The sequence below is a fragment of the Pontibacter chinhatensis genome (assembly GCF_900113285.1).
Classification (GTDB): Bacteria; Bacteroidota; Bacteroidia; order Cytophagales; family Hymenobacteraceae; genus Pontibacter; species Pontibacter chinhatensis.
In genome coordinates, this window is the sequence record NZ_FOOT01000012.1 from 60,427 (window position 1) to 73,964 (window position 13,538).

Consider the following 13,538-nt stretch of genomic DNA (forward strand, 5'->3'; position numbering starts at 1 on the left):
GCCTCCCGGCCTGGGAGGGAGCCAAGTAGGAAATGAAACGAGCCGCTGGTGGGAACTAGAGGATGAACGGAGGCTAGCAAGTATAGCCTATGTCAAGTTGCGGGAAGCAGTGGCTCAAGGAAGGCACAAGCGGACGCTTGCGTCAGATAAGTTAGAGTACAGCCCAAGTATTAAATCCTGCTAATCCTTTAATCCTGAAAATCCTGATCCAGACTAACAATAAAGTATAAAGCCCCTCAGCATTTACACCTGTCGGGGCTTTTGCTTATTTTTGTACTTTATACTTGCCATACATTCACCCGATAGCAAGCCAATGACTGTGAGCAATTTCTTCAACACCAAAATAGAATTCCTGAAAGGCGTGGGCCCCATGCGGGCGGAGCTGTTGCAGAAAGAACTCAGCATCTTCACCTATGGCGACCTAATCCAGCACTACCCTTTCCGCTACCTCGACCGCACCCAGTTCTACAAAGTTTCGGAACTAGACGAGAGCATGCCCTACGTGCAGGTGCGTGGCCGCATCCGGGGAAAAGAAGTAATTGGCGAAGGCCGTAAGCAGCGGCTGGCCGCTACGCTGGTAGATGAAAACGGCGACCAACTGGAGCTGGTGTGGTTTAAGGGCGTGAAGTGGATGGAGAAAACGCTGAAGAACCATACCGACTACATCGTGTTTGGCAAGCCGACCGAGTTCAACGGCAGGTTCAGCATGGCCCATCCGGAGCTGGAGGAACTGGCCGAAGAGAAGCAAACGACCTCTTTCCTGCAGCCGGTCTACAACACCACCGAAAAGCTCAAAGCCCACCGCATCGATAGCAAGGTGCTCGCCAAGATGATGGAGCATTTACTGAAGGTGGCCCTGCCGCAGGTGCAGGAGTCGCTGTCGCCGGAGCTGATTGATACTTATAAGCTGATGGACAAGCGCAGTGCTTATACCAACATCCACTTCCCGGAGACGGTGGAGAAGTATAACGCGGCTAAGTTCAGGCTGAAGTTTGAGGAGCTTTTTTACATACAGCTGCGCCTGTTCCGCCAGAAGGTGGTGCGCAAAGCTGACCTAAAGGGGCAGGTGTTTAACCAGGTGCCCACCCTCAACGAGTTCTACAAAAACCACATGACCTTCGATTTGACCAACGCGCAGAAGCGAGTGGTGAAGGAAATCTATGCGGACCTGACGGCGGGCAAACAGATGAACCGCCTGCTGCAGGGCGACGTGGGCTCGGGCAAGACCATCGTGGCCTTCATCACCATGCTCATTGCCGCAGACAACGGGGCGCAATCGGTGCTGATGGCGCCTACCGAGATCTTGGCCGACCAGCATTACGTGGGCCTGAAAGCCTTTGCCGACCGCCTGGGCATTAACCTGGGCAAACTGACCGGCTCTACCAAGGCCAGTGAGCGAAAGGTACTGCACGAGCAGCTGCGCTCCGGCGACATGAAGATGATTGTGGGCACGCATGCGCTGCTGGAGGACGTGGTGCAGTTCCAGAACCTGGGCCTGTGCATCGTGGACGAGCAGCACCGCTTTGGCGTGGAGCAGCGCTCCAAACTGTGGCGCAAAAACCCGCGCATCATCCCGCACGTGCTCGTGATGACAGCCACTCCTATCCCCCGCACCCTGGCCATGACCTTGTACGGCGACCTGGATGTATCAGTGATTGACGAGCTGCCAGCCGGTCGAAAAGAGATTGTAACCGTCCATCGTTTCGACTCGCACCGCCTGCGCGTGTTTCAGTTTGTGCGCGACCAGATAAAGCTGGGCCGCCAGGTATACATCGTGTACCCGCTCATCGAGGAGTCGGAGCAGATGGAGAACTACAAGGACCTGATGGACGGCTATGAAAGTATAAAACGCGCTTTCCCGGAGTACCAGGTAAGTATGGTGCACGGCAAACTGAAGCCGCAGGACAAGGACTACGAGATGCAGCGCTTCGTAAAGAATGAAACGCAGATTATGGTAGCCACCACCGTAATCGAGGTGGGTGTGAACGTGCCGAATGCTTCTGTGATGATTATTGAAAGTGCCGAGCGGTTCGGCTTGTCGCAGTTGCACCAGTTGCGCGGTCGCGTGGGCCGGGGTGCCGAGCAAAGCTACTGCATCCTGATGACGGGCTACAAGCTGAGCAAAGACAGCAAAACCCGCCTTGAAACGATGGTGCGCACCAACAACGGCTTCGAGATTGCCGACATCGACCTGAAACTGCGTGGCCCGGGCGATTTAATGGGAACCCAGCAGAGCGGCGTGCTCGACCTGCTCATCGCCGACCTCTCCAAGGACGCGCCTATACTTCAGGAGGCCCGCGCCGCCGCCCAACGCGTGCTGCACCAGGACCCGCAACTAGAAAAGCCCGAAAACGCCAACATCCGGCGTCATATCCAATCGCTGAGCGCCAATACAATCAATTGGAGCAGAATCAGCTGAGTTTGAAAGTTAAAAAGTTAGAAGGTTAGAAAGTTAGGCCCTTTTATACTTTGGTTCCACGCGAAACAATAGGTAAAAGGTAATATTGCAGCTGTTTATACTTTGTGTGAGCGAAGAGCAGTGTATTAGGAAGCACAGTTACGCTTATCCGGCTGCCATAGACTGTAGGCATGTAATAATTACTAACAAACGTGGTTGTAACTAACTAATTGTGTTCTATGATAGAACTTTAAAGAACTACGAACTGCACGCAATAAAAGTGACTTGGTATAATCTGATATTCTTCCACGTATTTAAGCGCTACTATAAAAACGGTAGGCATAAAAATGACATCCCTTGGTTGACTGCTTCTGGAATAGTGGGGGTGTCGAGTCTACTGTATCTGTTTATTATTACTGCCTTGACTTACTTTCTTGTCAATGGAGAAATGCCAGAATTTGATGGAAAGTATTCTCTTCTTTTCTGCACTTCTTTTGTAGCACTTAATTGGATGTGGTTTACCGGTGGGAATAGATACTTGGAGATATATAACGGTTTTAAAGACAAGTATACAGAGGATAAGTTAACTGAGGCCTTATCATGGTCTTATGTCTTTGGTGCTTATATTGTATTTATTGTCGTGATTATTACTTTGAAGATGTAAATAGGCGGTGGGGCAGGATTCAGGAAATAGGGGAATAGAAAAATTAAAAACACCGAAACGCCAACAAAGCACATGTATAAGGCTGCGGCTACGCCTTGCTCACCTCATGTACAAGCAGTTGCCAGTAACTCGTGATTAAGAATGAGAAAGAGATACAATACATTAATCTTTATTGGAATTCTGCTGCTTACAAGTTATGTGCTTTACCCTGATTCTTTTCCTCCGCGAACTCCTATAAAAGTAGTAAGACTTGTGAGCGGTCTTAAAATCTCAGAAGGTATAAAGTTTGAGATGCTGCAAGACGACTGGGCGCTTAACGGAGATGGTACAACACATGTCAAAGCAAAACTTACAGACAAGCAGCTAAGTGACATTTTGAAGCAAGCATCCGAACAAAAATATCATGCTTTGCCTATTCTGGAGAAATCTTATGAACTCTTCATACCAGAAGCAATCGCTGATGCGGAGAATGGGTATTACCAACTTAAAATAGATGATGATGACCCGAGAGACTATACTCTTACTATCATTGACTCGGATAAAAAAGAAATGACGGTATACATCTGGTTCATGTAAGATGAGAAATGAAGCCGTTAAAAGGGTATAACCTCAACCTTGCTTCCCACCGTGCTTCAACCACACGAGCGCAACGCCCGCAACAAACACCCCACACCTCCGTTTCAACCTTATTACAAACTAATTCACCCGTGAAAAAGCAGTTTACTCTTTCGCTTATACTTCTGTGCCTGCTCTGCCTGCCGCAGGCTATACTTGCCCAATCCAGAATCAGGGCAGTGGTAGATTTTAACTACCAACCCAATCCCGAGGCTGACCATTACAACCAGCGCCTGCCGCACAAATCCATACCAGTGGGGCAGAACGAGTTTATACTTTTAAACCGCCAGGGCGATGGCAAGTATACTGTGGAGAAGTATAACGCAGACCTGAAAAAGCTTTGGGCGGCGGAGATACCCATGGCAGCGGGCGAGGAAGTGGATAAGTTTACGGCCGGACAGGAGGCGGCACTAGTAGTAACGCACCGGCAGAATGGTCAAAACCAGCTACTCCACGCCCACCGCATCAACTTAAAAACGGGCAAAGCGGAGCAGCCGGTACAGCTGCTGGAGGCTCCGGCCAAAGGCCGCAGGGCGGGCGTGGCGGTGTCTGCCGACGGTACGCAGGTGCTGGCCTACCGCTTCCATACCGATAACAGCTTCCAGATACAAAGCATCAGCGGCACGCTCTACAACGGCAGCCTGCAAAAGCAGCAAGACGTGAAGTATGACCTGAGCGATTTGCGCGGCATCCTGACGGCCGACATACAGGTAGGTAACGGCGGCGAGCAGTACGTGAACCTGATTTCAGACCAGATGAACCGCCTGAGCGTGCGGCAGTACAAGCCGGGTAGCAGAGAGGTTAGGGTAATGTCGGTGCTGGTGGGCGGCGTGTTTGGTGGCCAGAAAGTATACATCCGCGACACGCGCTTCGAGCTGATGCCGAACGGACAAATGTATGGCGCCGTGCTGACGGCCAACGAGAAAAGCGGTGGCTACTATAGCCTGAAGGCCGTGCAGTATGACTTCGAGAACGAGGACATGCGCTTTGCCGAGGAGTACATGTTCACGCCGGAATATGTGCAGAAGGTAAACGCGCTGGATAAGACGAACAAGAGCAACACCTTGCAGGACATCTACCTGACTGACCTGATTCTGACGCCGGAGCGGCAGCTGCTTATACTTGCCGAAAAGAAGTATACCGAGGGCGGCGAGGGCGCGCCATACTTTGCCAAAGAGCTGCACCTGTTCGCCTACGACGAGTACATGACCTTTGACTGGAACTCGGTGCTGATGAAGCAGCAGCAGGCCCCGGCCTCCGAAGGTTTTACCAGCATTTCCTACAGCTCCTACCTTAGCGGCAACACGCTTAGCCTGCTCACGCTGGAGGAGCTTGACGGAAAGTATGATTTATACTTGCGCCAGCTAAATACCAACAACGGCAGCGCCACCGCCCCACAAGGCCTTCGCCTTAATATCCCGAACGATAAAAAGCTGGCTTATGTAAAGGATTATACCACCTGGCTGGCTGGCAAGGACATTGTGACGGTGCTGCGGGGCGGCAAGAAAGCCGACAAGCTTCAGCTCACCCGCATCGAGATACGGTAGTTACAGCTTTAACTGCTGCAGAAAGCGGGTCCGGAGCGACTCGCTTTCCTGTTTTTTGCGCATGCGCCGGGTAAAGGAAGTAAGCTGCAGCAGCATGTGCGAAAAGCCCACGTAGTTCACGATATCCACATACATCTTAAACTCCTTGCGGGAGCCGTCCAGCACGCCCAGCTTATCCACTTTATAGGTGTTCATGGCCGACCAGGGCATCCAGCGAACTACTTTTTTGTGGCGCAGCATGTAGCGGTTGATGGCCACCTCCAGCTGGTAGCTCTTCAGCTTTTGGTTCAGCACCTGCCTTAAATCGGCTGTTTTCAGGATACGCTCGCCGGACAAAAGCACGTCGCTGCGGTACCACTTTACAAACCAGGGCGAGTTGATGCGGCGCAGGATAATCATATCCACAGAAGTATACTTCCGATATGCTTCCAGGGCAGCTTCCAACTCATACCTCCGCAAGTCCTGCAGGTCAGCATCCATCATCAGCAGGGTCTCATACTTTACCTGCCGGAGTCCTTGCCGGATGGCCTCGGTTTTACCCACGTTCTGCGGCAGCCGTACTACCTCCACCCTTGGCCAGTTATGCTGTATGTAATCGGCGGTACCGTCTTCTGAGCCATCATCCACGCAAATTACCTGGGCAATATGCTTTGTACCCATCATGATGCGCAGCACCTGTCCGATGCGCTCCCGTTCGTTATAGCAAGGTATAAGGCAAGTCACCTTCATAGTTCTGTTTTGTACCAAGTTGCTGTTTCTCTAATACGTAAAATGCCTGCGACTACTACTGCCTCAAGTATAAAATTGATGCACTGATTTGCATTTTATACTTTGATACATGCTCATTTTGACACGAAAAAAGGCTGCTACCTATGGTAACAGCCTTTCCCTAACTATAAATGGTCAGAAATTAATATACATACTCGTTTGCCTCTACCAGGGCGGCAGCAATGCGGCGGCGCGCTTCTTTGGTATTGTACAGGTCTTTTTTGGTGAAGCGTTTCAGGCCCATGAACAGCAGGCGCTGCTCATCTCCTTCGGCCATCGCGGCTATGGCGTCTTTACCGGCCATAAAAGCCGTATCCACTGCATCGTTTACCGTTACACGTACGATATCGATTTGGTTGGCTACAGCCTCCTCGCCTTTCTGGCTTACCAGTTTCTCTACGCGCAGCAGCGTTGATTCCGCCACGTAAGTCTTAATGGCCATGTCGGCGATGTTCATCAGGATTTCCTGCTCCTTGGCCAACGAGTTCATGTACTTCTGCACCGCCGTGCCGGCTACCATCAGAATGGCCTTCTTCAGGTTGCGGATGGCCTTGTGCTCTGCCGTAAACAGTCCCTCCTCTTCCTCACTGAAGTCCGGAATAGCCATCAGCTCCTGCTGCACCGCCTGGGCCGGGCCCATCAGGTCGAGTTCGCCCTTCATCGCCTTCTTCAGGATCATATCCACGGTGAGCATGCGGTTGATCTCGTTGGTGCCCTCAAAAATGCGGTTGATACGGGAGTCGCGGTAGGCACGGTCCATCGGGTAGTCGGCCGAGAAGCCGTAGCCGCCGTAGATCTGCACGCCTTCGTCTACCACGTAGTCCAGCACCTCGGAGCCTTCCACTTTCAGCATGGCGGCCTCTACGGCAAACTCGCGGGCAGCACCCAGCAGTGCCTCGTTCTCGTTCGCGCCACCGCTCAGCAACTCCTGCTCTTTGTGATAAATGTCCATACCAGCGCGGTACAGAGCTGACTCTATACCATAAATGCGGATAGCCTGCTCTGCCAGTTTGTGGCGGATAGCACCGAACTTAGCAATAGGCAGCTTGAACTGGTGACGCTCGTTGGCATACTTCACCGACAGGTCTGCTACTTTCTTAGCAGCACCCAGTGTGGCGGCGCCCAACTTAATACGGCCGATGTTGAGGATGTTAAAGGCAATCAGGTGGCCTTTGCCAATTTCGCCCAGCACGTTCTCTTTCGGCACCTCGCAGTCTGTCAGGAACACCTGGCGGGTGGAGGAGCCTTTGATACCCATCTTGTGCTCTTCGTTGCCCAGGCTCAGGCCCGGGTAATTTTTCTCCACAATAAAGCCTGTAAACTTGTCGCCGTCTACCTGCGCAAACACGATGAACACATCAGCAAAGCCCGCGTTGGTAATCCACATCTTCTGGCCGTTGAGGATGTAGTGCGTGCCTGCCTCGTTCAGCACAGCTTTGGTTTTGGCCGCCAGCGCGTCAGAACCAGAGCCCGGCTCCGTTAAGCAGTAGGCTGACGTCCACTCGCCGCTCACCAGCTTGGGGATATACTTGTTCTTCTGCTCCTCGGTACCAAAGTATAAAATGGGCAGGGTACCGATACCCGTGTGCGCCGCAAAGGCTACCGGGAACGAGTGCCCGCCGCCTACCGACTCAGTCACCAGCAGCGAGGTGTTGAAGTCCATGTCCAGGCCGCCGTACTGCTCCGGCATCGAAACGGCGAACAGTCCCAGTTCCCCGGCCTTCTTCATCAGGCCCTCCATCAGGCCCTCTTCGTGGTTGTCCAGCCTGTCCAGCAGCGGGTATACTTCCTCGCGCACAAAGTCCAGACAGGTCTGGGCCATCATACGCTGCTCTTCGTTAAATTCCTCCGGAATAAACACATCCTGCGGGTTGGTCTCCTTTATCAGGAATTCTCCTCCTTTTATAGTTGCGGTTTTAGTTTCCATGGTTTTTAGTTTTTTGATTTTGTGACAAAGGACAAAAGACTTTTATCCCTTAATATTTAATCATTTAGTCGACTTTGCAGATTACTAATCTTCTTCTCCAGACTGTGGAGCAACTTGAGCAAATGATTGAGACTATCTTCGGACAAGTAGCCAAATTCTTTCGCCAATATTAACTGTGTTTCTACTTCATAGGCTGAGCCTAATGCTATAGCCAGAAAATTTCGAAAGTCTTTGTTAGTGCTTCGAGCTGAGCCTTCGGCAATATTTGAAGCGATGGAAACGACAGCACGATTAACTTGACTTGTCAATCCATACTTTTCAAATTCAGGGAACTGTCTGGAGTGAAAATATACTTCTTTCGCAACAGCTATGGCTTCCTGCCATACTCTCAGTTCCCTGAAGTTATGCTTCATCTTTTGTCCTTTGTCAAATAGTCTTATGTCAAGCTACTTTAGTAGCTCAAACACGCCTGCCACGCCCTGGCCGCCGCCTACGCAGGCAGTCACCATGCCATACTTGCCGCCGGTGCGGCGCAGGTCGCTGAAGAGCTGCACACTCAGCTTGGCGCCGGAGCAACCCAGCGGGTGACCGAGCGCGATGGCACCACCGTTGATGTTTAGTTTATCCGGATCAAAGTCCAGGTGGCGCATCACGGCGATAGACTGCGCGGCAAAGGCCTCGTTCATCTCAATCAAGTCGATGTCGTTGAGGCTTAGGCCGGCCATTTTCAGCGCTTTCGGCACGGCGGCAATCGGGCCCATACCCATAATACGCGGGTCTACCCCACCCGTACCGTAGCTTACCAGGCGCGCAATCGGCTCCAGGTTCAGCTCTTTTACCATGCGCTCGCTCATCACAATCACAAAGGCGGCTCCGTCGGATGTCTGGGAGGAGTTACCGGCTGTTACCGTACCGCCTGCGGCAAACACGGGCTTCAGGCGGGCCAAAGCCTCCATCGATGTATCGGCGCGTGGGCCTTCGTCGGTGTCTACCACAAACGAGCGGGTCTTCTTTTTGCCATTTTCGTCCACGTAGGTTTCTTCCACGGTTACCGGCACGATCTGGTCTTTGAAGTAGCCGTTTTGGATGGCATTAATGGCCCGTTGGTGCGACTTAAAGGCAAACGCATCCTGGTCTTCACGTGAAACATTGTAATCGGCAGCCACCGCCTCGGCCGTCAAGCCCATGCTCAAATACCAATCCGGGTTCTTCTGGGCAATCTTGTAGTTGGGTACCGTTTTCCAGCCCGCTGTTGGCACCAGCGACATCGATTCGGTACCACCCGCCACGATACAGTCGGCCATGCCTGCCTGAATGCGGTTGGCAGCAATGGCGATTGTCTCCAGGCCGGAGCCACAGTAACGGTTTACTGTCATGCCGCTTACCGACATCGGCAGCGCCAGAAGCGAAATCATACGGCCGATCTGCAGGCCCTGCTCCGCCTCCGGCACCGCGTTGCCCACAATCAGGTCGTCCACGCGCTCGGGGTCTAGGGCTGGCACAGCGGCCATGAGGTGTTTGATGACATCAGCAGCCAGGTCATCAGGTCTGGTGAACCGGAATCCGCCACGGTTGGCCTTGCCCACGGCGCTACGGTATCCGGCTACGATATATGCATTGTTCATATCTCTGAATTGCTAAATTGTTAAATGGCTGATTCTTGATTTCTCTTTCATCAAGAGCTTAATCATTAGTCATTACCCATTAGTCATTAATTTCTCAGCGGCTTACCAGTTGTCAGGATGCTCTGGATGCGCTCCAGCGTTTTGCGCTCGCCCGTCAGCGACAGGAAGGCTTCGCGCTCCAGGTCCAGCAGGTACTGCTCGCTCACCTCGGTTGGGGCAGACAAATCGCCGCCGCACATCACGTAAGCAAGTTTCTGCGAAATCTTCAGGTCGTGCTCCGACATGTAGCGGCCCGTGTACATGGCGTTGGCCCCAGTCAGGAACATACCCAGGGCACCGCGCCCTTGCACCTTGATGTTGGTGCGCGGTACCGGCTTGGTATAGCCACTCTCCGCCAGAAGTATGGCCTGTGCCTTGGCATCGGCAATCTGGCGATTGCTGTTAATGGAAATACCATCACTTGGGCGCATGTAGCCTAAGTCAATAGCCTCTTTGGCCGAGGTAGACACTTTGGCCATACCGATGTTGAGGAACACGTTTTTCAAGTCGTTCAGCTCAATGTCGCCGTCAGCGTACATATCAGCCGCGCGCAGCGTCATCTCCTTGGTACCGCCACCGCCTGGTATCAGGCCCACACCAAACTCCACCAGACCCATATAAGTCTCGGCGGCCGCCTGGATGTGGTCCACGTGCAGGTTCAGCTCGCAGCCGCCGCCCAGCGTCAGGCCATGCGGCGCGCCCACTACCGGGATAGCCGAGTAGCGCATGCGCATCATCGTGTTCTGGAACTGGCGGATGATCATGTTCAGTTCATCGTAATCCTGATCCAGGGCGTACATGTAGATTAGCCCCACGTTGGCGCCAGCAGAGAAATTAGCGCCCTGGTTACCCACTACCATCCCGCGGAAATCTTTCTCGGCCAGCTCGATGCCCTTGTTAAGCGCTTGGATCACATCGCCGCCCATGGTGTTCATCTTGGTGTGGAACTCCACGTTCAGGATACCGTCGCCCAGGTCCGTTATAGTGGCGCCGGTGTTCTTCCAGATAACCTTGTTCTCGCGCAGGTTATTCAGGATGATGAAGTTCTCGGCGCCTGGTATGGCTTTATACTCCTTGCTCTGGATATCGTAGTAGCGGCGCTGGCCGTTCTCCACAATGTAGAAGGACTCTTTGCCACGCTCCAGCATCTCCTCTACCCAACGGGCAGGTTGGTAGCCGTTCTCGAGCATGCGCTGCACGCCTTCGCGGGCACCAATGGCATCCCAGTACTCAAACGGACCAAGCTCCCAGCCAAAGCCGGCACGCATGGCATCGTCTATTCTGTACAGCTCGTCGGAGATCTCCGGGATGCGGTTGCTCACGTACTGGAACAGGCCGTAGAGCGACTCGTTGAAGAATTGCGCGGCTTTGTCGGACTGGCCGGAGAAGGCTTTCACACGCTTCTTCAGGTCTTCGATTGGCTTGAGTACTTCCAGGCTCTGGAATCTGGCTTTTTGCTTCGGCCCATACTCCAACGTGTTCAGGTCCAGCGTCAGGATCTCGGTTTTGCCGCTAGCGTCCTTTGTTTTCTTATAGAAGCCCTGGCCGGTCTTATCACCCAGCCATTTGTTCTCTACCATCTTCTGCAGGTAGTCCGGCAGCCTGAAGAGCTCCCTGGACTCATCGTTCTCGCCGGTCTGGTACAAGCCGTTGGCTACGTTTGCCAGGGTATCCAGGCCCACCACATCCAGCGTGCGGAAGGTGGCTGACTTTGGACGGCCGATGATCGGGCCGGAGATACGGTCCACCTCGTCCACGTTCAGGCCAAGCTTGTTCATCACCTGCAAGCCCTGCATGATGGCGTAGATGCCCACGCGGTTAGCAATAAAGGCCGGCGTGTCTTTAGCCAATACCGTGGTCTTACCCAAGTATAAATCGCCGTAGTGCATCAGGAAGTCTACCACGGCCGGGTCGGTTTCCGGTGTCGGGATGATCTCCAGAAGCTTCAGGTAGCGTGGCGGGTTGAAGAAGTGGGTGCCGCAGAAGTGTTTTTTAAAATCGTCGGAGCGGCCCTCCAGCATCAGGTGTATCGGAATGCCCGAGGTGTTGGATGTGATGAGCGTGCCCGGCTTGCGGTGCAGCTCCACCTGGTCGTACACCAGTTTCTTTATCTTCAGGTTCTCCACCACCACCTCAATGGTCCAGTCGGCGGTGGCGATGTCCTTCATGTTATCCTCAAAGTTGCCTGTCTGTATCAGGCGCGCGTCTGCCTTGCGGTAAATCGGCGAGGGGTTAGATTTCAGGGCTGCTTCCAGCGAGCTGTTCACGATGCGGTTGCGCACCTGCTTGCTTTCCAGCGTCAGGCCTTTCTTTTCCTCGTCCGGCGTCAGCTCTTTCGGTACGATGTCGAGCAGCAGCACCTGCACCCCGATGTTGGCGAAGTGGCAGGCGATACGCGAGCCCATCACCCCGGAGCCAAGCACGGCTACCTTTTTAATAATTCTTTTCATAGAATAGCGATAGTTGTCTATGGGTTAAAGATTTCCTTGTTTTCGATCATACTTTGGATGCGGCCGCATACTTTCAAAAACACATCCAGCTCTTCCTGCGGCACCTGCTCGCGCACCTTGTGGTTAAACTGCTTCACAGTCTGGCGCGACACCTCCTTCTTCTCCAGTCCCTTCTCTGTTAAAAAGATGCGCACCAGGCGCTTGTCGTTCGGGTCGGATACTTTGTAGATAAGGTTTTTCTCTTCCATACTCTTGAGGATGCGGGTGAGGCTGCGCGCCTCCAGCCCCAGCAGAGGGGCTATTTTGGTGGCAGGCGTGCCCTGCTCCTGATCAATGTTGAGCAGCACGAACCCGATGGAGGTGGTGATATCGTTCTTCACGGCCTCCACATTATACATACGGGAGATGGCGTGCCAACATACTTTAAAATTATAGTCTACTGTTTCTTCCGGCTTCATCGTCATACATGGTGTATACCAAATATAAATAAATTTGTTATGCAAGCATACCTTTTTAACAAAAAATTAATTTGCTCTCAGACACGCAGCACCTGAGCTTATGTTACAATCTGCAAAAGAATAGTTATACTTTATACTAACTGCTGCGCGTGGTTATAGTTTCAGGGAAGTATGAAAGGGCCTCCCTTATTTCCCTTTTGTCATCCTGAAGGGGTTTTGGTAGCGGGTAATGTAGGTTTAACTTGCCTCCGGCAATTGTGGGGATTCGCAGACAGCCTCCCCGCTTGTTACATGCCAAGTATGAAAGTATCGTCATTAATGGCCAGAGGCCGCAGGGTAGGGCACACTCGCCAGAGGCGAGCGAGGGTATGAGGTGTGGGAAAGCCACTTCTATATGAGGAAGGGCCTTGGAAGTTTATAGACTGTCGAGCAAGGCCTGACTTGGCGTAAAATTAGGCGGAGGGAGTATAACATCTTTAGCAGTACTAAAATGATGGTTCTTATTAGGCACAAACTCTTGTCCTTCAACAATGGTCAGCAACTCCAATATCCCTTCCCATACTTTAGAATCCAGCGCACCTTTCATCCGGACTTCTCCATTATACATGGTAAATAGTATAGAGAAGTAGGATGCATGCTCCTCATCAGGTTGTACCGACTTTAAGGTGTTAAAATCTGTCACATCAAGTATAGCATACACCTTGCTCATCTGTAAAGAGTCTAACTTACCCGTATAGTTAGCCTTTATTGGGCAACAGTACCGCTCCCTCAAACGGTAGTAGAATGTGCCGTCCTTGAGTATCTCTACATCTTTATCAAATTCAGTATTGCGAAAGCCTTGCATGATAGAAAACGTAATTTTCTCAAAGTGACTGTCTTTTTCTTTCTCCGCATCTTTTAATTCCTCAACTACAGCTACACTCTGTTGCCCTTGGCATGAGAGACAGGTGACTGTAGACTTCCCTGAACTTCGGCCATTGTAAAGTTACAAAAACCTATAACTTTATAATGCAATGAAAAAGACACGCTTCACAGAATCACAGATCA

Annotated in this window: 11 protein-coding genes; 4 read left to right on the forward strand and 7 right to left on the reverse strand. The window is 52.1% G+C overall.

What is annotated here, in order from left to right; translation table 11 throughout:
* The first annotated feature begins 319 nt into the window (after positions 1-319).
* The 4 genes from recG (at position 320) to BM040_RS20235 (ending at position 5,224) form a co-directional block, all read left to right on the forward strand.
* Entirely contained in the window at positions 320-2,419 is a 2,100-nt protein-coding gene (gene recG / locus BM040_RS20220) for an ATP-dependent DNA helicase RecG (protein WP_092105410.1), read from the forward strand.
* A gap of 211 nt (positions 2,420-2,630) precedes the next feature.
* Positions 2,631-3,062, forward strand: coding sequence for a hypothetical protein (locus tag BM040_RS20225; protein WP_139217859.1), 432 nt, complete (start codon positions 2,631-2,633; stop codon positions 3,060-3,062).
* Between the two features lie 141 nt (positions 3,063-3,203).
* Positions 3,204-3,638 carry a hypothetical protein gene (locus tag BM040_RS20230; RefSeq protein ID WP_139217860.1) on the forward strand — a complete coding sequence of 145 codons (435 nt, stop codon included), beginning with the start codon at positions 3,204-3,206 and terminating at the stop codon, positions 3,636-3,638.
* Between the two features lie 131 nt (positions 3,639-3,769).
* The gene (locus tag BM040_RS20235) at positions 3,770-5,224 is read left to right on the forward strand and encodes a hypothetical protein (RefSeq protein WP_092105388.1); all 1,455 of its coding nucleotides are present in this window, start codon (positions 3,770-3,772) and stop codon (positions 5,222-5,224) included.
* Here BM040_RS20235 and BM040_RS20240 read toward each other — a convergent pair whose 3' ends face one another.
* The 7 genes from BM040_RS20240 to BM040_RS20270 all read right to left on the reverse strand — a co-directional run bounded on the left by BM040_RS20240 (position 5,225) and on the right by BM040_RS20270 (position 13,335).
* On the reverse strand, positions 5,225-5,953 hold the full coding sequence (locus BM040_RS20240) for a glycosyltransferase family 2 protein (protein WP_092105389.1): 729 nt from the start codon (positions 5,951-5,953) through the stop codon (positions 5,225-5,227).
* A 181-nt stretch (positions 5,954-6,134) separates the two neighbouring features.
* Positions 6,135-7,919, reverse strand: coding sequence for an acyl-CoA dehydrogenase family protein (locus tag BM040_RS20245; protein WP_092105391.1), 1,785 nt, complete (start codon positions 7,917-7,919; stop codon positions 6,135-6,137).
* Between the two features lie 56 nt (positions 7,920-7,975).
* Complete coding sequence (locus BM040_RS20250; RefSeq protein WP_092105393.1) at positions 7,976-8,332, reverse strand: four helix bundle protein; 357 nt, start codon at positions 8,330-8,332, stop codon at positions 7,976-7,978.
* A gap of 33 nt (positions 8,333-8,365) precedes the next feature.
* Positions 8,366-9,544 (reverse strand): thiolase family protein, encoded by a 1,179-nt coding sequence (locus BM040_RS20255; protein ID WP_092105395.1) that lies wholly within the window; start codon positions 9,542-9,544, stop codon positions 8,366-8,368.
* Positions 9,545-9,630: 86 nt separating this feature from the next.
* Positions 9,631-12,033, reverse strand: a complete 2,403-nt coding sequence (locus BM040_RS20260) for a 3-hydroxyacyl-CoA dehydrogenase/enoyl-CoA hydratase family protein (RefSeq protein ID WP_092105397.1) — start codon at positions 12,031-12,033, stop codon at positions 9,631-9,633.
* 17 nt (positions 12,034-12,050) lie between these two features.
* A complete protein-coding gene (locus BM040_RS20265) occupies positions 12,051-12,491 on the reverse strand; it encodes a MarR family winged helix-turn-helix transcriptional regulator (protein WP_092105399.1) in 441 nt (146 codons plus the stop codon).
* 415 nt (positions 12,492-12,906) lie between these two features.
* The gene (locus tag BM040_RS20270; RefSeq protein ID WP_092105401.1) at positions 12,907-13,335 is read right to left on the reverse strand and encodes a hypothetical protein; all 429 of its coding nucleotides are present in this window, start codon (positions 13,333-13,335) and stop codon (positions 12,907-12,909) included.
* Positions 13,336-13,538 lie beyond the last annotated feature (203 nt).

Bases quoted from the DNA above. Each gene is read 5' to 3' on its own strand.
- BM040_RS20230 (WP_139217860.1), top strand. From the start codon at position 3,204: ATGAGAAAGAGATACAATACATTAATCTTTATTGGAATTCTGCTGCTT.
- BM040_RS20240 (WP_092105389.1), bottom strand. From the start codon at position 5,953: ATGAAGGTGACTTGCCTTATACCTTGCTATAACGAACGGGAGCGCATC.
- BM040_RS20245 (WP_092105391.1), bottom strand. From the start codon at position 7,919: ATGGAAACTAAAACCGCAACTATAAAAGGAGGAGAATTCCTGATAAAG.
- BM040_RS20250 (WP_092105393.1), bottom strand. From the start codon at position 8,332: ATGAAGCATAACTTCAGGGAACTGAGAGTATGGCAGGAAGCCATAGCT.
- BM040_RS20255 (WP_092105395.1), bottom strand. From the start codon at position 9,544: ATGAACAATGCATATATCGTAGCCGGATACCGTAGCGCCGTGGGCAAG.
- BM040_RS20260 (WP_092105397.1), bottom strand. From the start codon at position 12,033: ATGAAAAGAATTATTAAAAAGGTAGCCGTGCTTGGCTCCGGGGTGATG.
- BM040_RS20265 (WP_092105399.1), bottom strand. From the start codon at position 12,491: ATGAAGCCGGAAGAAACAGTAGACTATAATTTTAAAGTATGTTGGCAC.
- BM040_RS20270 (WP_092105401.1), bottom strand. From the start codon at position 13,335: ATGCAAGGCTTTCGCAATACTGAATTTGATAAAGATGTAGAGATACTC.